Annotated in this window: 11 protein-coding genes; 10 read left to right on the top strand and 1 reads right to left on the bottom strand. The window is 65.4% G+C overall.

The annotated features are described in order from the left end of the window. Positions 1 to 147: 147 nt before the first annotated feature. From DW178_RS07155 to DW178_RS07175, 4 genes are all read left to right on the top strand, one after another. Complete coding sequence (locus DW178_RS07155) at positions 148 to 2,028, top strand: NAD(P)-binding protein (RefSeq protein ID WP_118350319.1); 1,881 nt, start codon at positions 148 to 150, stop codon at positions 2,026 to 2,028. After that, on the top strand, positions 2,021 to 4,732 hold the full coding sequence (gene fdhF, locus DW178_RS07160) for a formate dehydrogenase subunit alpha (RefSeq protein WP_118350320.1): 2,712 nt from the start codon (positions 2,021 to 2,023) through the stop codon (positions 4,730 to 4,732). The genes DW178_RS07155 and fdhF overlap by 8 nt, the downstream gene beginning before the upstream one ends. Before the next feature lie 31 nt (positions 4,733 to 4,763). Further along, positions 4,764 to 5,798: an asparaginase gene (locus DW178_RS07165; protein ID WP_118350321.1), complete on the top strand. Its 1,035-nt coding sequence runs from the start codon at positions 4,764 to 4,766 to the stop codon at positions 5,796 to 5,798. A gap of 433 nt (positions 5,799 to 6,231) precedes the next feature. Next, the gene (locus DW178_RS07175; protein WP_158574097.1) at positions 6,232 to 7,587 is read left to right on the top strand and encodes an ATP-binding protein; all 1,356 of its coding nucleotides are present in this window, start codon (positions 6,232 to 6,234) and stop codon (positions 7,585 to 7,587) included. 130 nt (positions 7,588 to 7,717) lie between these two features. On the opposite strand, the gene DW178_RS07180 is transcribed toward DW178_RS07175, so the two are convergent. Beyond that, a complete protein-coding gene (locus DW178_RS07180) occupies positions 7,718 to 9,226 on the bottom strand; it encodes an APC family permease (protein ID WP_118350324.1) in 1,509 nt (502 codons plus the stop codon). Between the two features lie 416 nt (positions 9,227 to 9,642). On the opposite strand from DW178_RS07180, the gene DW178_RS07185 reads away from it, so the two are divergent. The 6 genes from DW178_RS07185 (at position 9,643) to DW178_RS07210 (ending at position 21,559) form a co-directional block, all read left to right on the top strand. Beyond that, positions 9,643 to 11,553, top strand: a complete 1,911-nt coding sequence (locus tag DW178_RS07185; protein WP_147363826.1) for a hypothetical protein — start codon at positions 9,643 to 9,645, stop codon at positions 11,551 to 11,553. Between the two features lie 44 nt (positions 11,554 to 11,597). Next, positions 11,598 to 18,281: an InlB B-repeat-containing protein gene (locus DW178_RS07190; RefSeq protein ID WP_147363827.1), complete on the top strand. Its 6,684-nt coding sequence runs from the start codon at positions 11,598 to 11,600 to the stop codon at positions 18,279 to 18,281. 138 nt (positions 18,282 to 18,419) lie between these two features. Further along, positions 18,420 to 19,028, top strand: a complete 609-nt coding sequence (locus tag DW178_RS07195) for a hypothetical protein (protein ID WP_118350327.1) — start codon at positions 18,420 to 18,422, stop codon at positions 19,026 to 19,028. A 44-nt stretch (positions 19,029 to 19,072) separates the two neighbouring features. Next, a complete protein-coding gene (locus DW178_RS07200; RefSeq protein WP_118350328.1) occupies positions 19,073 to 20,236 on the top strand; it encodes an ABC transporter substrate-binding protein in 1,164 nt (387 codons plus the stop codon). A 17-nt stretch (positions 20,237 to 20,253) separates the two neighbouring features. Beyond that, a complete protein-coding gene (locus DW178_RS07205; RefSeq protein ID WP_118350329.1) occupies positions 20,254 to 21,057 on the top strand; it encodes a MotA/TolQ/ExbB proton channel family protein in 804 nt (267 codons plus the stop codon). Between the two features lies 1 nt (position 21,058). After that, entirely contained in the window at positions 21,059 to 21,559 is a 501-nt protein-coding gene (locus DW178_RS07210) for a hypothetical protein (protein ID WP_118350330.1), read from the top strand. The last annotated feature ends 71 nt before the right edge of the window (positions 21,560 to 21,630 follow it).

Here is a 21,630-nt window from a genome sequence, read left to right on the forward strand (position 1 = left end):
TAACAAGACCGAAACCTGAGCCTTCGCCTTATGTCATAGGATACTGCGCAAGTATCAAAACACTAGGAGTACGATGGGGCGGCTTGCGCCATTGCCGTCCCCATGCAAGCGTTGCAAGCCTGCATAAGCAGGCGAAACGGGGGAGAAATGACGAGATTGTCCATTGCGCCCGCTTCGGCGGACGATGCCCGCATTGGCGGGTTCCTGGACCGGCAGAAGCGTCGCGTAGACGCCATGCCGCCGGGCATGTGCCCTCTGGCGCAGCAGCTGACGCTGCTCGAGGAGGGCGCGCTGCAAACGTGCGGCAAATGCGTGCCGTGCCGCGACGGCCTGCCTCAGCTGGCGGGCATGCTGCGCCATCTGGTGGATTGCCAGGCCGACGCGGCCGAGGTCGAGCGCATGCGCGCGCTGGCCGAGATGGTGCGCGACACGTCGGATTGCGCCATCGGCTACGAATCGGCGAACGCCCTGTTGGAGGGCCTGGACGCCTTCGCCGCCGAGGTTGAAAGCCACGTGAGCAAGCATGAATGCCAGCGCAGCGTGGGCCAGTCGGTGCCGTGCGAGACGTTCTGCCCGGCGCATGTGAACGTGCCCGCCTACATCGCGCTGGTGGCGCAGGGCGATTACGCCGGCGCCGTGCAGATGATCCGCAAGGACAACCCGTTCCCCACCGCGTGCGGCCTGGTGTGCGAGCACCCCTGCGAGCAGCGCTGCCGCCGCACGCTCATCGACGCGCCGCTCAACATCCGCGGCATCAAAGAGTTCGCCTGCGAGCACGCGCGCGCCGACCAGGTGCCCGTGCCGAAGCGTCTGCCTGCAACCGGCCGCCGCGTGGCGGTCGTGGGCGGCGGCCCGTCCGGTTTGACCTGCGCGTACTTCGCCACCCTGATGGGCCATGACGTGGACGTGTTCGAGGGGCGCAAGCAGCTGGGCGGCATGATCCGTTACGGCATCCCCGCGTACCGCTTCCCGCGCGAGCGCCTGGACGAGGATATTCGCGGCATCCTGGCCGTGGGCGGCATCACCGTGCATACCGAAAGCCCCGTGGACGCTGCGCGCATGGCGCAGCTTTCCGCGGATTACGACGCCGTGTACGTGGCCATCGGCGCGCAAACCGGTAAGGGCCTGCGCATAGACGGCACGGATGCCGAAGGCGTGTTTTCCGCCGTCGACCTGCTCGGACGCATCGGCGATGGCGATTACCCCGACTTCACGGGCAAGAAGGTGGCCGTCATCGGCGGCGGCAACGTCGCCATGGACTGCTGCCGCACGGCGGTGCGCGCCGGCGCCGAGGAGGTGTCGGTGGTGTATCGCCGCCGCATCTCCGACATGACGGCGCTGCCGGCCGAGATCGAGTCGGCCATCGCCGAGGGCGTGGAGATGATCACGCTGCAGGCGCCGGCCGCCATCGAGAAGGACGAGCAGGGCCGCTGCTGCGCGCTGCTGACGAACCCGCAGATGATCGGCCCGGTCAAGCGCGGCCGTCCCGCGCCCGTGGCCGCCGACAAGCCGCAGATGCGTATCCCCGCCGATGTCATCCTGATCGCCGTGGGGCAGAACATCGTGTCCGCGCCGTTCGAGGAGTTCGGCATGGCTGCCGAATGGGGCGAGTTCAAGGCGGACGAGCAGCTGCATGCGCAGATGGACGCCGAGGCGCTTGCCGCCCGCGGCGCCGATGCCTCCGCGGGCGCGAACGTGTTCGTGGGCGGTGACTGCCAAACCGGCCCGGCGTCGGCTATCAAGGCCATCGCCGCCGGCAAGGTTGTCGCACGCAACATCGACCATATGCTGGGCTTTAACCACACGCTCGACTGCGGCGTGGCGGTTCCGCCGGCCCAGCCCAACGACCGCGCGGCGTACGGCCGCGTGGAGGTGCTCGAGCGCCCCGCGCGCGAGCGCAAGAACGATTTCGATGCCGTCGAGGTTCCCATGAGCACGGAGGAGGCCATGCAGGAATGTGGCCGCTGCCTGCGCTGCGACCACTTCGGCGCCGGCGCCTGCGAAGGGGGGCGTATCCAGTATGCTTAACATCACCATCGACGGCCGCGCGCTCGAGGCGCGCGAGGGCCAGACCGTTTTGGAAGCCGCCCGCGAGGCAGGCATCCGCATCCCCACGCTGTGCTACCTGGCCGAGCGCAGCGCCATCGGGTCGTGCCGCGTGTGCGTGGTCGACGTCGAGGGGCAGGACGCCCCCGTGCCCGCGTGCACCACGCGCGTGGTCGACGGCATGCAGGTGCAGACGGCCACCGAGCGCGTGCTGAAGTATCGCCGCATGGCCGTTGACCTGCTGATCTCCAACCACGGCTTGGATTCGACGGACTACTGCTTCAGCTGCGTGAAGAACGGCGCCTGCGAGCTGCAGGCCGTGGCGCGCGAGGTGGGCGTTTCGCACCCCACCTTCCCCGTTGCGCAAACGCGCAAGCCGGTGCTGGACTCCAACCCGTTCCTGCGCTTCGACCCCAACCTGTGCATCGCCTGCCAGCGCTGCGTGGGCGCGTGTAACAACGCGGCAGGCAACCATGTGCTGCAAACGGGCAAGCGCGGCGTGCGCACCACCATCCGCGCGCCGTTCGGGCCGAACTGGGATGCCACCATCTGCGAGAGCTGCGGCAACTGCGCGCAGGCGTGCCCGACGGGCGCCCTGGTGGAGAAGCGCCGCGGGTTGTACCGCGAATGGGACACCCATACCGTTCGCACCACCTGCCCGCACTGCGGCGTGGGCTGCCAGCTCGACCTGGTGGTGAAGGGCGATCAGATCGTGGACGTGCAGGCCGCCGACGGCCCGTCCAACGACGGCCTGCTGTGCGTGAAGGGCCGTTCCGGCAGCTTCGACTTCGTGAATTCCCCCGACCGCATCACCACGCCGTTGGTGAAAACCCCCGAGACCGGCGAGTTCGAGCCCGCCGATTGGGATACGGCGCTCGACCTGGTGGCGCGCAAGTTCGCCGAGCTCAAGGAGGAGCACGGCGGCGAGAGCATCGCGGCGTTCGCGTGCTCGCGTTCCACCAACGAGGATATCTATCTCTTCCAGAAGATGGCGAGGTGCGCATTCGACAGCCCCAATGTCGATAACTGCGCACGTGTTTGACACGCCCCCACCGTTGCCGGTCTGGCAACTACACTTGGTTCGGGCGCAATGACGAACTCCATCAAGGATGTGTGCGAGGATTCGCAGGTCATCCTGCTGGTGGGCAGCAATCCGGAAGAGGCGCACCCGGTCATGGGCATGCGCCTGCGGCAGGCGGTCGAGCGCGGCGCGAAGCTGATCGTGGTGGACCCGCGCGAGATCGGGCTGGCGAAGAAGGCCGATATCCACCTGAAGCTGCGTCCCGGCACGAACGTGGCGTTCGCGAACGGCATGGTGAACGTGCTGATACAGAAGGGCCTGGTGGACCGCGAGTTCGTGGAAAGCCGCACCGAGGGCTTCGACGAGCTTGCCGCCATGGTGGCCGACTACACCCCCGAGCGCGTGGCCGAGATCTGCGGCATCGATGCGCGCGACCTGGAGGCGGCCGCCGAGATGTACGCGACGGCCGAGCGCGCCCCCATCGTCTACTGCCTGGGCGTGGTCGAGCACTCCACGGGCACCGAGAGCGTTATGGCGCTGTCGAACCTGGCGCTGGCCGCGGGCAAGCTGGGCCGTCCCGGCTGCGGCATCAACCCGCTGCGCGGCCAGAACAACGTGCAGGGCGCGTGCGACATGGGCGCGGGCCCGGCAGACTTCACTGGCTATCAGAAGGTGGCGAACCCCGAGATGCGCGCGAAGTTCGAGGCCGCATGGGGCGTCGAGCTGAACCAGGCTGCCGGTCTGAAGGCCACTGAGTGCTTCCCCGCCATGATCGACGGGCGCATCCGCGGCCTGTTCCTGTTCGGCGAGGACCCGGTGCGCACCGACCCGGACACGGGCCACGTCATCCGCGCGTTGGAGTCGCTGGACTTCTTCGTGTGCGAGGAGCTGTTCATGACGGAGACGGCGAAGTATGCCGACGTCATCCTGCCCGGTCGCAGCTATGCGGAGAAGGAGGGCACGTTCACCAACACCGAGCGCCGCGTGCAGCGCGTGCGCAAGGCGGTGGACGGTCCGGCGGGCGCACGTCTAGACACCGAGGTGTTCGCCGACATCATGCGCCGCATGGGGTATGACCAGCCCACGCTCACGGGCGCGCAGCTCATGGACGAGGTGGCGAGCCTGACGCCGTCGTACGCGGGCATCAGCCATGCGCGCCTGGACTCCGCCGTCGTGGCGGGGCAGGGCCTGCAGTGGCCGTGCACGGGTCCGGACCATCCGGGCACGCGCATCATGCACGAGGGTGCGTTCTCGCGCGGTTTGGGCGGATACTCGCTGGCGCAGTACCGTCCGTCGGCCGAGCAGCCTGATGAGGAGTTCCCGCTCATCATGATGACGGGCCGCGTGCTTGCGCAGTACAACGCGCAGGCCATGACGGGCCGCACCGAGGGGCTCAACCAGATCGACGGCACGTCGTTCATCGAGATCAACGACGCGGACGCCGCCGCCGCGGGTATCGCCGACGGCGACCGTGTGCGCGTGAGCAGCCGCCGCGGCGTCATCGAGAGCCAGGCTCGCGTGTCGGGAAAGACCAATCCCGGCGAGGTGTGGATGCCGTTCCACTTCCAGGATGGCAACGCAAACTGGCTGACCAACGCAGCGCTCGACAACATCTCGGCAACGCCGGAGTACAAGGTGTGCGCCGTGCGTGTGGAGAAGGCGTAAAGGATAGAGCAAGATCGAGCGAGGGGCGCATATGAAACGGGTTTTGGTGATCGCGACGGGCGGGACCATCGCGTCGGCCGAGGAAGGCAGCGGCCTGGCGCCGGCGTTGACCGGCGAGCAGTTGGTGGCGTTCGTTCCCGAGGTTGCGCAGGTTTGCCATGTCGAGGTGTCGCAGGTCATGAACGTGGACAGCACGAACATGCGCCCGGAGGGATGGTTGGCCATCGCGGGCGAGGTGCGTCGGGGCTACGACGACTTCGACGGGTTCGTGGTCCTTCACGGCACCGATACCCTGGCGTACGCGGCGGCAGGGCTGTCGTACCTGGTGCAGGGCAGCCCGAAGCCCGTGGTGCTGACCGGCTCGCAGCTGCCCATGGGCGATCCCGGCACCGACGGCAAGCGCAACCTGCTCGATGCTGTGCGCGTGGCCTGCGACGATGCCGCCGCGGGCGTGATGGTGGTGTTCGGCGGAAAGGTGATCTCGGGGACGGCGGCGCGCAAGGTGCGCACGCGCAGCTTCGAAGCGTTCGATAGCTTGAACGCCCTCGACTTGGGGCGCGTGCGCGACGGACGGGTTGAATGGGCTGATGGGGTTTGCGAGCGGATGTGCGTGGCGGCAAGGGCCTGCGCCGCGGAGGAGGTTGGCGGTGCGCCTTCGACCGTGCGCTTCTACGATGCGCTCAACCCGCGGGTGGCGGCGCTCAAGCTTACGCCGGGCATGGATGCGCTGGTCATCGATGCGCTGCGCCCCGCGTGCGATGCGCTGGTGGTGGAGGCCTTCGGGCTGGGAGGCATCCCGGAGTACGATGGCATCACCGAAACGCTGCTCGCGTGGGTGGACGCCGGGAAAACGCTGGTCATGACCACGCAGTGCCCGTACGAGGGCGCCGACCTGAGCGTGTACGAGGTGGGTCGCGCGTTCTGCGACCGCCCGGGCGTGCTCATGGGCGGCAGCGCTACCACCGAGGCGCTGTTGGCGAAGACCATGTGGGCGCTTGCGCAAGCGGCCGACCCCGACGGCGTCGTCGATCGCGAGAAACTGGCGGAACTGTTCGCCAGCTGCTAAGGGCGAGGGGGATAGCCTCGAGTCTCATCTCGTCCTTAAAAGTGTGATACATCACATTATTAAGGACGAGATCGCAAGGAAGGCGCATACGCATACGTGAAAAGAGACGGAAGAACGTGCCGCTTTTCGCGATTGGGGTTTCGGCGCTGTGGCGATAGGCGCGGCGTCGCAGAACGGCCCGTTGACCTGCGTGGGGCAGGCCAACGGGCCGTTGTCGGTTTCGGGGAGTTTTGCGGGGTTCGTCGCGATGGTTGCCCGGCGCTTTCGCTCTATTCGCAGGAAAATGCAGTTTACGATGATTCCTATTTTCAAAAAAATGCTGTTTTAGGCGATTCCTATTTGCGGAAAAGTGCAGAATTAGGCTGATGCTATTTCACAATTCGTGCGATAATCGATGCATTCTATTTTCCAATTCATGCGGTGGAGGTTGCACATGTTGCGACGAAAAATTACAAAACAGCTGTTCAACTGGAAAAATCACTCGAAAAAGGCCTTGCTTGTCACTGGTGCACGCCAAATTGGGAAAAGTTATGCAATCCGTGAATTCGGAACAGCGGAATACGCGTGCTACTTCGAGGTGAATCTTCTGCTCGACAAAACCGCAAGGGAAGCGCTGATCGGTGCCGAAAACGCAATGGATTTCATCAATCGCGTCGCTTTGCTGTCCGATCGTCCGCTTGTCGAGGGCAAAACGCTGATTTTTATCGACGAGATTCAGGAATATCCGGAAATCGTCACGCTCATGAAGGCGCTTACAGAAGACGGGCGCTATTCGTTCGTATTTTCAGGCTCCATGCTGGGTACCGAGTTCAAAGGGATCTCGTCGTTTCCAGTGGGTTACATCGAGCAGCTGGTCATGCGTCCTATGGACTTCGAGGAGTTTTGCTGGGCCGTGGGCATTGAGCAGCGATTTCTGGATCAAGTCAGGCAGTGCTTGCGCGAGCGAAAGCCGGTGGAAGGATATCTTCACGACATCATGATGCGAAACTATCGCGCATATATCGTGGCAGGCGGCATGCCCGAGGTAGTGCAGAAGTACGTGGATTCGGGCTATTCGCTTGCGGAAACGCGTGCGATGCAGACGTTGCTTGTGCGGCAATACGCGCAAGACATCGGCAAATATGCGGGTAATCGCGCTTTCGAGGTCCGTGCGATTTTCGATCAAATCCCCGTGCAGCTTGAAGGGGCAGCGCATCGGTTCAAGCTGTCGTCGCTACGCGATGCGGCGCGTATGGAGTCGTTCCATCACGATTTCCTGTGGCTGGTGAACGCCGGGGTCGGTTTGCAGGTGCTGCAAACCACCGAAGCGCGATGCCCGTTGAAGCGCACGGAGCAGGCATCGAAGTTCAAATTGTACGAATCGGATACGGGCATGCTCGTATCGCGCTATCCGCAAAGCACGGCGCGGTCGATTTATCTTGACATGAAAGACCCTAACCTTGGCGGCGTGTACGAGAACGTGGTTGCGCAGGAGCTGACGGCTTTGGGCATTCCTTTATGGTATTACCAGTCCGAACAGGCTGGTGAAGTGGACTTTCTTATAGAGGGAAGAAGCGGTAAGGTCGTTCCCGTCGAGGTGAAATCAGGTAAGAAGGTTCGGGCGCACGCGGCGCTGAATCATCTTCTGGACATTCGGGATTATAAGATTCCAGAATCGGTGGTGTTGTCTCGCAACAACCTTTCGCAGGAAGGGCGGGTCACGTACGCTCCGCTGTACATGACGTTTTGCCTGGATGAGTTGACGGAGGAAAGCGTGGGAGACTTCTCGTTTGCTCCGGCATTGCCGTAGAGAGGCGGTCGAACAAGTTAGGGAAATGGGTGCCGGCGATAGGCGCGGCGTTGCAAGATGGCCCGTTGGCCTGCGTGGGGCAGGCCAACGGGCCGTTGTCGGTTTCGGGGCGTTTTGCGGGGCGGGCGCCTTATCCCAGCAGGTTGGGCAGTAGGTAGAGCAGGGCCACCAGCGCGCAGCCGATGGCGGCCGCGGCGATCCAGATGTGGAACTCGCGGTCCATCTTGGCGCGCTCGGCGGGCGTGGGCTCGCTGGTGTCCTGCACGGCGTTCACGTCGATGGCGCGCGTGCCGTACACCTTCGCGCACGCCGCGTAGATGACCAGGCCGACCACGCAGTAGATCACGCCGGTGACCAGGGCATCCGTGTCAAGCTGCGTCATCATGACCAGGTAGATGGCGATGCTGATCACCGCGCCGGGCACCATGCCATGCACCTTGAACGGGCGCTTCAGGTCGGGCAGCTTGCGGCGCAGACCCAGGCACGCCACCATGCCGATGACGTAGTAGAACAGGTCGGCGAACAGGGAAAGCGATGCGATGTAATCCAGCGTCGACGTGGCCACCAGCGCCACCGTGAGCACGCCGAGCGTGATGACGGCCACGTAGGGCGTGCGGTATTTCGGGTGCAGCTTGGCGAACACGGCGGGCAGGCTGCCGCCGCGTGCCATGGTGAACAGGTAGCGCGGCGGCACCGCGATGGACGCGTTCAGGGTGGAGAAATCGCCGCCGAACGCCACGCCCAGCGCCAGCAGCGCAAGCGGCAGGCCCAGGATGCCGGCGCTCATCATGGCCTCGGCGTAGGGTGCGGACGACTCGGCCACGGCGGCTAGCCCGTCGGCGGGCACGATGCCCACGAGGAACCACTGAAACAGGGCGTTCACCACGAAGATGATGAACGGCGAGAGCATCATGGCGCGGGGGATGTTGATCTGCGGGTGGCGGATCTCCTCGCCCATGGCGCAGCACGTCTCGAAACCGGCGAAGCACCACCAGATCATGGCCACGGCGGCGATGAACCCGCCGCCGCCCAGGTCACCCATGAAGTCGGGCGCGGTCACGAAGTTCGGCAGCTGCACGTTGGGGATCATGGTGAGGAACCAGATGGCGGCAACGCCCCAGAAGAAGAACATGAAGCCGTTCTGCAGCTTGCCCGTCAGCTCCACGCCGCGGACGTTGGCGATGATGAACGCGACCAGCGCGATGATGGCGATGACCACGTCATCGACGGGAAGCTCGATGCCGAACGCCAGGAAGATGGTCTTGAAGTAGTAGCTGAACGCCAGCGCCTCGCCGCCGGTGACGGCGATGAGCGACATGATGAAGTTCCATCCGGCAAGAAAGCCCGCGGGGCGGCCCAGGCCCAGCGACGCGTACTGGTACGTGCCGCCGGCGAAAGGCAGCGCTGCGCCCATCTCGCCGTACATGAGCGCCGGGTAGATGCTGATGAGCGCCGCAAGCGCGGTTGCCAGGACCACGAACGGGCCCATCTCGCCGACGACGTTGCCGCCGGTTGTGAACAGGCCGACGCCGATGACGGTGCCGGCGGTGATGGTGATGGCCTCGCGCAGGCCGAGCGTGCGTTTGAGGCCGACGGCAGGCTCCTTCTGCGCGCCGCCTTCGTTCGGTTGGTTGCCCATGGGCCTTCCTTTCGGCATGCCGACCGTGCTGGCGGGCCGGCGCGCTGTCGCATGCCCGATGCCTATCGGGCATGCGACAGCGCCATGCGGATACGATGAAATCACTTTAGCACTCTACCGCAGTAAAGCAATAGGGATTTTGGGATGGCAGGTGGGGCGCGGTGCGTTGGCGCGAGGGCGCGGGACGTCCGCCGGGTCGACGGCGCGGGGCGCAGGTGGGGCGGCGGCGCGGGGTGCGGGTGCCGGGCGAATCAAAGCCGATTTTGCGCGATATGCTATTCCGAAACGCAAATAATCAATAACAAGAATATACATGCATTGAAATATAGCCATCCTGCTATAGAATACGAAGGACGTAGATTATAGCTACATGTGAATAAACGTGAGCGAGAAGAATTAAGGGGACGCTTCGCACGATGGCTTGGCTAAAGGATAAGGGGCTTGGGTGCTTGGCGGCGGTGCTGCTGAGCCTTTCGATGGTTGCGGGGCTGATGCCCGCACCCGATGCATTCGGCGCCGATGCTGGTTCGGGCTCCGCCGGCGGGTCGCCCGCCGCAACCCCGGCAACGCCCTCCCAGTCCGCACAGCAGCCCTACATCTCCGACGTCTCCATCTGGTCGCACGAATCGGGCGCCACGGTCGGCGTCGCCTCCAGCCCCAGCTCGGCGATCGCCGCGCGCATCTCCGCGAAGGGCGGCACGCTGTGGTTCGACAACGTGGCCTGGTGGAACGACGGCACGAGCGTGGCGAACCAAAGCTACGTCAGCTGGTCGGTGTCCGACCCCTCCATCGCCACCATCTCCCCCGGCGGTATCCTGACCGCGGTAGGCGACGGCATCGTGGCGGTAACGGCCACCGCCACGGCGAACACACAGGGCGGCGCGCCCCTTGCCTGCACGATCTACATCGAGGTGACCGGGCAAACCGATGCGCGCTACGTGTCCGGTATCCGCATCGCGGGCCCCGATGGGGAGGCGCTGTCGGGCCCGTACGTTCTTGAGCAGGACCTGTCCACGGCCACGGCTCAGTTCTACGCTTTGGTCGACGTGGTGGACCCGGCAACGGGGGCCACGCAAACGTACTCGACGAAAAACGGCTCCATCGCCTCGCAAACCGGCGATATCGCCGACGTCACATGGTATGCGGGCGACACCATCGCCGCCATCGATCAGACCACGGGCCTGTTCCGTCCGTCGCGCTACGGCATTGCGTCGATTTACTGCGCCAGCGCTGCGGGCCATGGCGGCGCCACGGTGACGGGCAGCGCGACGGTCAACACGAAGGACCCCACCGGCGGGGAGGTGCGGGACGATTACCACCCGCAAAGCTCCATCAAGGTCAAGGCATACTACGAGGAAGACCCGCCTGCCGACCTGCATGACGATTCCGATAAGCATTTCGTCATCAACAAGGAATACTCGCTCGAGCAGCTTGAGAGCATGGGCACGGTGACCGCCACCTATACCGCGCTCAGCGATAGCGCCTACTACACCATGACCGGCCGCGGCGTGGCCTTGTCGACGCTGCTCGAGGACGCGGGCGTGAACATCGCGGGCATGTCCCAGCTCAACTTCGGGACGGCGGACAACATCGATCGCCCCGTCAGCTCGGCGTTCATCTTCGACACGAACCGCTACTACTTCCCCAACATCGACATCGGCAGCTATGCGGGCGCCGTGCAGGTGTACCCGATCATCGCCTTCGAGAGCAATGAGATCAAAAACGCCGGCACCGACCCGAACTTCGACATGACCGAGGCGACGCGCTTCCGCCTGCTGTTCGGCTCCACGCCCGACGGCGGCACGTCGCAGTTCCAGATCAAGTGGATCAACACATTGTACGTGGTGCTGGCAGGCGGTCCTCCGGTGCAGCCCGGGAATGGCGAAAACCCTGGCGGCTCGAACAACGAAGGCGATCAGCCGGGCGGCGGCGGTATCTCCAACGGCACGACCACCGGCGACGGCAGCGGCTCGGGCGACGAGGGCAACGGCACCGGCTCGGGCATGGCCAAGGGAGACCAGGGTGGATCGGACGTGCAGGGCAGCTCCGATGCTGCCGACAACGCCGCCGAGGGCGCGCAATCGGGTTCGGCCGGGCAATCCGACACGGGCGCGCAGGCCTCTGCGGACGATTCCGAATCGGGCGCTCCGGCGTTCTCGGTGTATCAGATCCCCAACCCGAATGCTTCGGAGGTGGAGCACACGGTGGAGCATGACAACCCCTTCAAGAAATACGCCGGCCCCTTGGGTGCGGCGGCCGTCGTGGCCGGCGCCGGGCAGACGGCTCTTTGGTATCGACGACAGGCAAGGCCGACGTCGCTGATATAGCAACACGATTTTGAATCGGAAAGGGAAGGAAAGGAGTGCAGCATATGCACGAAACGCAGCAGCATGCACAACCGCCGTCGCGCGGGTCGACGGCTGCGCATGCGAGGAAAGGGAGGAGGTTCTCGCGTAAGGCGATAGTGGCCGTGCTGGCTGCGGCCGTTGCCCTCGTCGCCGTTCCGGCGATCGCCATCGCGAACTCCTTCACCGTTGACTACTCGTGGTACAAAAACGCCACGGGGTCGACGTACGTCATCAAGACGCCCGGTCAGTGGAACGCGTTCGCCAACCTGGTGAACGGGTCCGCCGACGAGGGCGAGGCGGGCACGGCCGTCGACTCGTTCAAGGGCAAGACCGTCGAACTGAGCGGTGACCTGAACTTCTTCGGCCAGGACGCGCTGCCCGTGGGCGGCCAGGGCGGTCGCACATTCGACGGCGCGTTCGACGGCAAGGACCATGAGATCGTCAACGTGAAGATCGATGCGCAGGGCGCAACCGCCAACGTCGGCCTCATCGGCGCGGCGGGCGAGGGCTCGAGCATCTCGAACGTGAAGATCAATAAAACGGTCAGCCTGACCATCGCCGCCACCGATAATACGAAGGCCATCGAGAACGTCGGCGTGCTGGTGGGATCTTCGAAGGGATCCATCTCCAACGCGTCCAGCGCGGGCACGTTGACGGTTTCGCACACGATGGACCAAACGCGCGACATCGTCTTCCCCATCAAGAACGTGGGCGGCGTGGCCGGCATCTGCACGGGCGACGTGACCGGCGTTTCGAACGCGGGCGCGGTTTCCGTGTCCGAGCCGGGCGTGCCGTACAAGGCCGATTCCGCCGACTCCACATGGGAGGACCAGTCCATCCTGGCTATCAACATCGGCGGCATCGTGGGCAGCGCGGGCGACGTGGATTCCACCGTCGATAAGGCTGCGGGCACGGCGCACGGCACGATCTCGAACTGCAGCAACACGGGTTCGGTGAAGGTCGACACACCCAAGACCAACGGCCTCGACCGCTTCGGCAACACGGTGTACTCGCAGTCCTCCAACGTGGGCGGCATCGCGGGCTACAGCCGCGGATTCATCGATACCTGCACGAATTCCGGTTACCTGGACGCGCCGCATGCTTCGGGCATGGGCGGCATCGTGGGCGGCCTGCGCGCGAAGACCACCACCACGTCGTACTCGGGCAACTTCACGCAGGAAGGCTCCGACGACGGCATGGCCGCGGGCGCGGACGCGCTTGCCGTGACGAACTGCACGAACTCGGGCAGCGTGTACGGCTATTCGTTCCCGGCCGGCATCGTGGGCCGTGCGGGCACGTACACCCGGATCTCGGGCTGCATCAACGATTCCGCGGCCACCATCTTGGGCAGTCGCGCCACCAAGCCGTTCCCGGCGGGTATCGTGAGCGGCAGCTACGGCACGGTCTCGTATTGCGGCAACCTGGGCACCATCGTGGCCGGCACCTGGACCGGCGAGGGCGGCGCCATCACGCAGTCCGGCGGCTATTTCGCCTCCGGCATCGCGGGCAACCTGTCTTGCTTCACGAAGGACGTGGACGGCGAGCAGCAGAACGCCTCGGGCACGCCCGAGGTGTACGGCTGCTACAACGCCGGCGCGGTGAAGGCCATCGACAACATGCGCCAGCGCGCGCTGGTGGGTGACAACGGCGGCTACGTGCACGATAACGTGGCGGTTGCGGGCTTGGTGCACAACGACCGCCTGGTGTATGGCATGTACGCCGATGACACCGAGATGTCCGGCGGCACCGTGTACAACAACGTGCTGTTCTCCGCGGACGACTTCAAGGCGAACAACGCCTACGACCCCGCCAAGCAGGATAGCGTCTCGCGCTACAACCCCAACACCACCAACGCCATCGCCGTGCTGAACGTCAATGCTGACAAGGACGGCTGGGGCACGTACTGGACCAAGTCCAACGGAATCGTCAACGGCGGCAACCCGGCGTTGAACTCCCAGGTGAACTGGCCTGCGACCGACCTTTCGGCCGCGACGGTGGAGTTCGCCGCGAACGCCCAGTACACCGGCTTGGCCGCAACGCCGAAGGCGACAGTCATGCTCAACGGCAAACAGCTGCAGCAGGATACCGACTTCCGCGTCGTTCCTCAGAAGGACGCCATCGAGGTGACGGCTGCCGACAGCAAGCCTTACACCGCCACGGTGGTGGGCATCGGCGCGTACTCCGGCGAGGCCGGCTCGTTCGCGTACGGCATCGACAAGGGCGACCTGGCGAACTGCACGGTCACCTTCGACACGAAGGTGTTCAACTGGACGGCGCAGGAGCCGGTGGCATCCGGCGTGCATGTGAAGAACGTCGCTGGCAAGGAGATCGGCTCCAGCGAGTACACGTTCGCCTTCGATCAAAGCGACAAGAACCTGTCGAACGTCGACGCGTCCGGCAACGCCACGACCGAGGACACGGGCAAGAAGGGCGCCGTCAACGCGAAGAAGTACGCCATGGTGGTGACCGCTGCGGCCGATTCCGTGCACTTCACCGGCAAGGCCGACGGCACGTTCGCCATCAAGACGGCCAAGATCGCGTGGGACAAGGATGCCGAGAAGCTCAAGCAGAACGCGTATCCGACGTCGGTGTCCTATGACGGCAGCATCATCAGCTTCCCCAAGGAAAGCGATACCCCGGATAACATTGCGTGGGATTCCATGACGCTGCGCGCTGATCTTTCCCCCGAGCATCAAAGCGACGGCCTGCTGACGGTGTCGTACACGGGCAAGAACATCAAGCCTGCGGTCAACAGCGTGGTGTACAAGGGCAAGTCCCTGACGCCCGGCGTCGACTACAGGGTGGTCTACGGCGCTTCGCTGAACGAGGGCCAGGTCGTGGAGGCCGGCAAGGAGAACCTGGGCAAGGCCGGCGGCGAGGACTTCGGCTACGTGACCGCCCGCTACATCTCCGGCGGCAACTTCAGCAACTACGACAACATGAAGTTCAAGATCGTCGACCAGGGCGCCAAGCTCGACATCGCCGATGCGCAGGTCAAGGGCACGGACGACATCGTGTTTGAGCAGGGCGGCGTGTATACGCCCGTGACCGTGTGGTACGGCGGCTCGCAGCTGACGGAAGGCACCGACTACACCATCTCCTACACGGGCAACGACAAGCTGGGCACGGCCTCGTTCAAGATCATGGGCACGGGCGCGTATGCCGGCGAGAAGTCCGGCACGTTCAACCTGGTCGAGGGCACGCCGTATGAGCTGCAGTATACGTTCAACGCCGACGGCACCGCCACGGTGACCGGCGTCGAGTACAACGGCGCGCTGGATGCGTTCGACCTGACCATTCCCGAGACGGTCGAGCACGACGGCAAGGCCTATACGGTAACGGCCATCGGCGACAAGGCGTTCGGCGGCCTGGCAAGCGATTTCTCCGGTTCGAAGGCCAACGAGTCCAAGGGCAAGATCGCCAGCGTGAGCGTCCCCGCAACGGTGAAGTCGCTGGGCGCGTACGCGTTCGGCGCCTCCACCACCGGCGATGCCTCCATGGCGCAGCTGAAGTCCGTCACGTTCGCCGAGGGCTCGCAGCTTGAGGAGATCGGCAACTTCGCCTTCGCCAAGACGGGCATCTCCGAGATCGTCATCCCCGCGGGGGTCAAGGCGATCGGGCAGAACGCCTTCTCCGGCGACAACGGCGTGCTGAAGAGCGTGACGTTCCTGAGCGAATCCGGCAGCATGCCTACGTTCGCCACGAGCGTGCTTACCAAGAGCTCGTTCTATGGCGTGTACGGTGTAACGGCGAAGGCCTATGACGGCACCGCCGCCGCGACGTTCGCCCAGAACATGGTGAAGACCAACAACTGGAAGTTCGAATCGATGGGCAAGGTCCCCGAGAAGGCCTCGTTCACGGTAAGCTTCGACGCGCTCGGCGGCATGCCGGTGCCCGAGGCGCAAACCGTGGACAAGGGCGCTGCTGCTGCGAAACCCGCAATCGATCCGGCCAAGGCCGACAGCACATTCGTCGGCTGGTTCGAAAGCTCCGACGGCGGCAAGACGCTTGCCGACTCCGCGTACGATTTCGCCACCCCGGTGACCGCAGACAAGGTGTTGTACGCGAAGTGGGAAGAGGCTGCCGAGGGCGCCCTTGTCGTCAAGGTGCAGGATGCCGACGGCACGGTGATCGAGACGAAGAGCGTGTCCGCGTCCGACCTTCAGGCCATGGCCGCCACCGACGGCGAGCCGGCGATCGGCCAGTACGCCAAGGGCGGCAAGTGGAACGTCTACCGCTCCACGAATTACGTGACGTATAACGACCTGTTCGCCAACCTGGGCCTTTCCGTAGGCGCATATGACGTCGTGAAGGCGTGCGCCGCCGACGGTAGCGGCAAGTGGTCGGGCACCTTGGGCACCATGAACAGCGGCGCCTGGTATCCCAATGCCGAATCCCAGGGCTCCACGGTGAACCTGGGCGCCGCCGCGCAGACGCTGCCGGCGGGCCTGGCGCTGAGCTACACCACCGGAGTGGGCGCCACCCCGGCGGCCGCGCTGGCGGCGGCGGAGTCCTCCGACGCCAAGCTGGACACGTCGAAGGCACCGCTGCAGCTTATGGGCGTGTGTGACAACACCGCGGGCGGCAACCGCTTCTGGAGCAACGTGGCCACCGTCGAGGTGACGCGCAACGCCGCTACCGCGCTGACGGTCGAGACGCAGGACGCCGAGGGCAACGTCATCGCATCGAAGGACGCAAGCTACGCCGACCTGCTGAATTGGAAGGCGGACGGTGAGGCGCGCGGCCAGTACTACAAGGGCGGAAAGTGGAACGTCTACCGTTCCACGGACTATGTCACGTTCAGCGATCTGATCGCCAACCTGGGCCTTGACATCTCGGGCAGCGACAAGCTCTTCTTCGACAAGACCAGCCCGAAGGCTTGGAACGGAACGCTCGACGATGCCAACGCCGGCAAGTGGTATCCCAACGCCGAAAGCGACGCCGTGCTCGGCGAATCCGACGGCACGTTGCCCGCGGGCGTCATGCTGACTTATGCGAAGGGCAGCGGCACCACGGTCTCCGAGGCGCTCGAGGGCGCCCAGGAGATGGGCTCCGGCTCCGGCATCGTCAGCATCATGGGCGCCTGGGACGGCGCCGCGGGCGGCAACCGCTTCTGGTCGGGCCTCACGAAGCTGGTGTTCCAGCAGCAGATCTCCATCGCGGAGGTCAAGGGCGGCGAAGGCTCGTTCGGCTACAAGCAGGGCGACATCACGGCGACCGTCGATGCGAAGCTCATGAGCGATCTTGCCGACGCGTCCTACCAGTGGTACAGCGTCGATGCCGCGGCGCGCGCCCGCGTTGCCGGCACGCCCATCGAGGGCGCGACATCGGCGACCTACGAGTTGCCTGCCGGCAAGCCCGCAGGCACCTACACGGTGTACTGCGTGGTTTCCGCGAAGGATGCGAAGGGCGAAGCCGTTTCCGCCACCACCGATCCGGTGGATTTGGTGGTGGCGAAGGCCCTCAACTTCATCGCGTGGGATGGCGAGGGCTTCGACGCCTCCTCCAACTCCGTGACGGTGACGGCCCAGGCCAAGCCGGCAACGGCGCTGGACGGCGAAACCTCCGCAGCGGTGCAGTACGCGATCTCGTCCTCTGCGGGCGCCGACGTCTCGGCCCTTGCATGGCAGGATTCCGCAAGCTTCGCCGGCCTGGATTCCGATACAGCCTACTACGTGTACGCGAAGGTATCCGACATGCCCAACTACGAGGACGCCGTTTCCGAGCCGCTGAATGTGCGCACGAAGATCGCGGGCGTGCTTGCCAACCCGGTGCTCGACCCGGTGGCCTACGACCCGACGGTCACGCTTGCGGGCATCACGCTGCCCGAAGGCTGGGAATGGGCTGACGCCTTCACGGTCCCGACGGTGAAGTGCGGCGCCTACGCTGCCGTGTTCACCCCCGCCGACGAGCAGCTCGACTCCACCGACTACTCCGTGGTCGATGGTTGGGATCCGGCAACCAAGACGGTCAAGCGCCTGGTGGCGCTGACGGTGAGCAAGGCCACGCCCGTTATCATGGCGACGCCTTCCGCAACCGACCTGGTGTACGGCCAGACGCTTGGGGAGAGCACGCTTGCGGGCGGCACGGCAAGCGCTGCCGGCACGTTCGCCTGGGATGACCCGCAGCGCATGCCGCAGGTGGCCGAGTCCGGCATCGCCTGCATGACGGTGCGTTTCGCCCCGGCTGACGCGGACAACTACAACGCCGCAAGCGTCATGGTTGCCGTGAAGGTCGCCCCGAGGAACCTGGCGAAGGATGTGGTCACCATTACCGCTCCGGGCCAGATCTACACCGGTGCGGCGCTCGAGCCCGCCCTGACCGTTGTGTACAACGGCGTGACGTTGGCCGCCGGTGTCGACTACGACGTGGCGTACGCCAACAACGTCGAAGTGGGCACGGCCGGCTACACGGTCACGTTCAAGGGCAACTACGCCGGCACGGCCTCTGGCACGTTCGCCATCGCGAAGGCCCCAGCGGCGTCCGTTCCGAGCGATCAGGTGACCGGACCGACCGGCCCCACCGGTGCGGCTGCCGCCCCGCAGGCGGGCGCCGCCCCTGCCGTGGGCGCTGCTCCCGCTGCGGGTAACGCGACCGCGTTGGTGCCCACGGGCGACGGCGTGCTCGGCGGCATCGTCGCCGCGGTGTGCGCGATCGTCGTCGCCGCGATCGTCGCGGCCTTCGCCCGCCGTCGCATGAGCCGTTAGGCTCGCTGCCGGCGCGGGGTGCCGGATGATCGGTTTCCCCGCGTCGGCGAACGGGCGGCCCGAACCTATGGGCCGCCCTTGCTGAAACGAAGGCCCCGCGGCGCGATGCCGCGGGGCCGCACGAGAAAGGAACGGCACATGTTGCAGATGGAATCAAGGACGCACGGCGTCGTCTCGTTCGTGCGCGGGAAGGTGTGCGCCGCGGCCCTTGCTGCGTCTTTGATCGCGTCCGCAGGCATGATGGGGCGCAGCGGCACCGCGTCGCAGGAGCAAGCTGCCCAGGACGCCGTCGCGTCGGTCATCTCCGAGCTTGCCACGGAAAGCGGCACGGCGTCGGAGCTGCTTTCCAGCGTGCTCTTCTACCCGCAGGATTACGGCGTGGGCGAGGATGCGTTCTGCGAATGGTATTTCGACGGGACCGATGCCGAGGTTTCGGGGGCGGATGTGCAGGGCGATTCGGCCACGGTGCACGTGGCGTTCAACGCCAAGCGCATGGCCGAGGTGCTGCCCATCCTCGAGCAGGCGCGCGATCAGGCGCTGGCGGATGGCGCGGACGCCATGCGCGACGGCTATGCGAACGAGCGCTTCGCCGCCGTCGTGGAAAATGCCCAGGTGGGTACCGACCGTCTGGAGATCGCCGTCCCGGTGACGCGCGGCTCCGACGGCGCATGGGCCATCGATGACCGCGCCACGTTGGCCGCGGCGCTGCTCGACGGCTACGACCCGCGCCAGATCTCCGTCGAATAGCCTTCGATCGAAGTTATCCGCAACGAAATAGGGGGGAATGAACGTTGCAAACCAACCAGCAATCCGCATCGGGTGGCATCACGCGCCGCTCGTTCATCAAGTTCGGCGGCGCGGCGGCGTTGACGCTGGCGCTGCCCGGCGCGCTGTCCTCGCTGACGGGGTGCCGCTCCGAGGCCGGCGACGCCTTCTTCCGCGGCGAGCGCAAGGTGGTGGACCATGCGGGCCGCGAGGTGGTCATCCCGACCACCGACAAGCTCGAGCGCATCTACTTCACCTCGGGCCTGGCCGAGATCTACGTGTTCAGCCTGGCGCCCGAGCTGCAGGGCGGCTGCGCCTACCAGTTCACCGACGAGGAGCTGGCCTACCTGCCCGACGACATGGGCAAGCTCAAGTACATGGGCTCGCTCGCCGGCGGCGGCGAGATCGACTTGGAGATGCTCATGACAGAGGACATCCAGCTGGTGTTCGACGTCAGCGCCGTGGCCATTTCCTCGTCCGACATCTCCACCTGCAACAACCTGCAGGACCAGACGGACATCCCCGTGGTCATGGTGGATGGTTCGTTCACGAACGTCATGAACGCGTACCGCTTCATCGGCGACATCATGGGCCAGACCGCCCGCGCCGAGAAGATCGCCGCGTACTGCGAGGGCATCTACGACGACGTACGCGCCGCGGTGGGCGACATCCCCGATGAGCGGAAGGTGTCGCTGTACTACGCCGAGGGTCCGTTCGGCCTGGCCTCCGAGCCCAACGAGTCGCTGCACGCGCGCACGTTCGCCGAGGCCGGCGCGCGCAACGTGGCCGCAGTGCCTGTGTCCACCAGCGGCTACGGCATGTCGTCGGTGTCGCTGGAGTCGGTTATCCAGTGGGACCCCGAGGTCATCATCGCGTGGGACGACGTTATCCGCGGCGGCGCCGATGAGATCATCCGCACCAGCTCCGACTGGGCCGTTATCCGCGCCGTGCGCGACGGGCGCGTGTACACCATGCCCAACGCGCCGTTCGCCTGGTGCGACCGCCCGCCGGGAGTCAACCGCTTCCTAGGCCTGCAGTGGGTGGCGAACATGCTCTACCCCGACCGCTATGACGTGGACATGGTCGAGGAAGTGAAACGGTTCTACAGCCTGCTGTACTGGTGCGACATCACCGACGACCAGGCGAAGGACCTGCTAGGCAACAGCTATCCGCCGTATGGCAAGCGTTAGATAAAAGGAGAGAACCCGTGGACCTGTACAACGACACCTACCTTCCCGATATCCTGCACGGCATCGCGCAGGGCCTGCTCACGCCCGTCATGGTACTCATCGTGGCGCTGATCGCCGTGACGCTGTTCTTTCTTGGCGCGGTCATCGTGGAGTTCTTCACCGAGCGCCGCCATTTCAAGCAGAACATGCCGCGCATCGTGAACCAGATTAACGACGCCGACTATGGCGACGTGGCGCAGGTGGTCTCCGACGGCCAGCTTTTGCGCTACCAGAAGGCTGCGCTCATCACGGCGGCCCGCAATATGGGCCTGCCCGAGGAACCGCTGTTCGCGTTGGCGCAGAACCAGATCGGCCGCGCCGAGGGCGTTTGCAAGCGCCGCCTGGCCTGGACCGACACCATTTCCAAGATCGCGCCGCTTCTGGGCCTTATGGGCACGTTGATCCCGCTGGGCCCGGGCATCGTGGCGCTGGGCCAGAACAACGTCACGCTGCTGTCGCAGTCGCTGACGGTGGCGTTCGACGCGACGGTGTGCGGCCTGACTTGCGCCGTCGTCTCCCTCATCGTGTCGAAGGTGCGCAGCGGCTGGTACGGCGAGTACCTGGGCGCCTTGGAGTCGCTCATGACGTGCGTGCTCGATAAGGCCGCCGAGGCGCGCAAGGCGGGCGTGAAGCTGCCGGCGAACTACGACGGCGACCCGATGGAGGAGTTCAAGCAGATGGATCGTGCGGCGAAGGCTCAGCCTGCGACGGTTGCGGCTGCCGGCGCCGATGCCGCGCCCGAGGCCGCCGCGGAGCCGGCGACGGCGAAGGGCGGCGAGTAGCATGCATCGCGATTTTCGCTGCAGCTCGTTTCGCCGCAGCGGCGCGGACATGGGCGAGGATGCGAACCCGTCCGCCTACATCGTGAACATGGTCGACTGCATGCTGGTTCTGGCCTGCGGCTTCCTGGTCATGCTCATGCTGCATTGGAACATCGCCATCACGACGATGGACGAGGTTGACGAGTCGAGCATGGAGGAGGTCGACCCCGAGCAGATGCCCGAGGACGTGACATCGGGCGGCTCGTACTACATCGACGCGGGCAAGGTGTACCAGGACCCGAACACCGGCAAGCTGTACCTGGTGCAGGAAAACGGTGCGGCCGAAGGCTCCGAGGGGGCTTCCGGCGAATCGGGTTCGGGCACGACGGCATCCGCTTCTGCGTCCGCGGGGGCGTCGGCTGCCGCCGGCTCGGCGCAGGCGACCAGCGGCGCCGCGGCGGGAGGGTCCTCGGCGTCTTCCGGCGAGGCAGTGAAGAACGCCCGCGCGAACGGGGCCGACTAGTGGCCGCGCAAGCGCCCGGGGCGCAAACGGGCGCGAGGGGACGGGAGTTGCCGGCCGCCGCGGCGGCGTGG

This window comes from Eggerthella sp. AM16-19 (assembly GCF_003474385.1).
GTDB lineage: Bacteria > Actinomycetota > Coriobacteriia > Coriobacteriales > Eggerthellaceae > Senegalimassilia.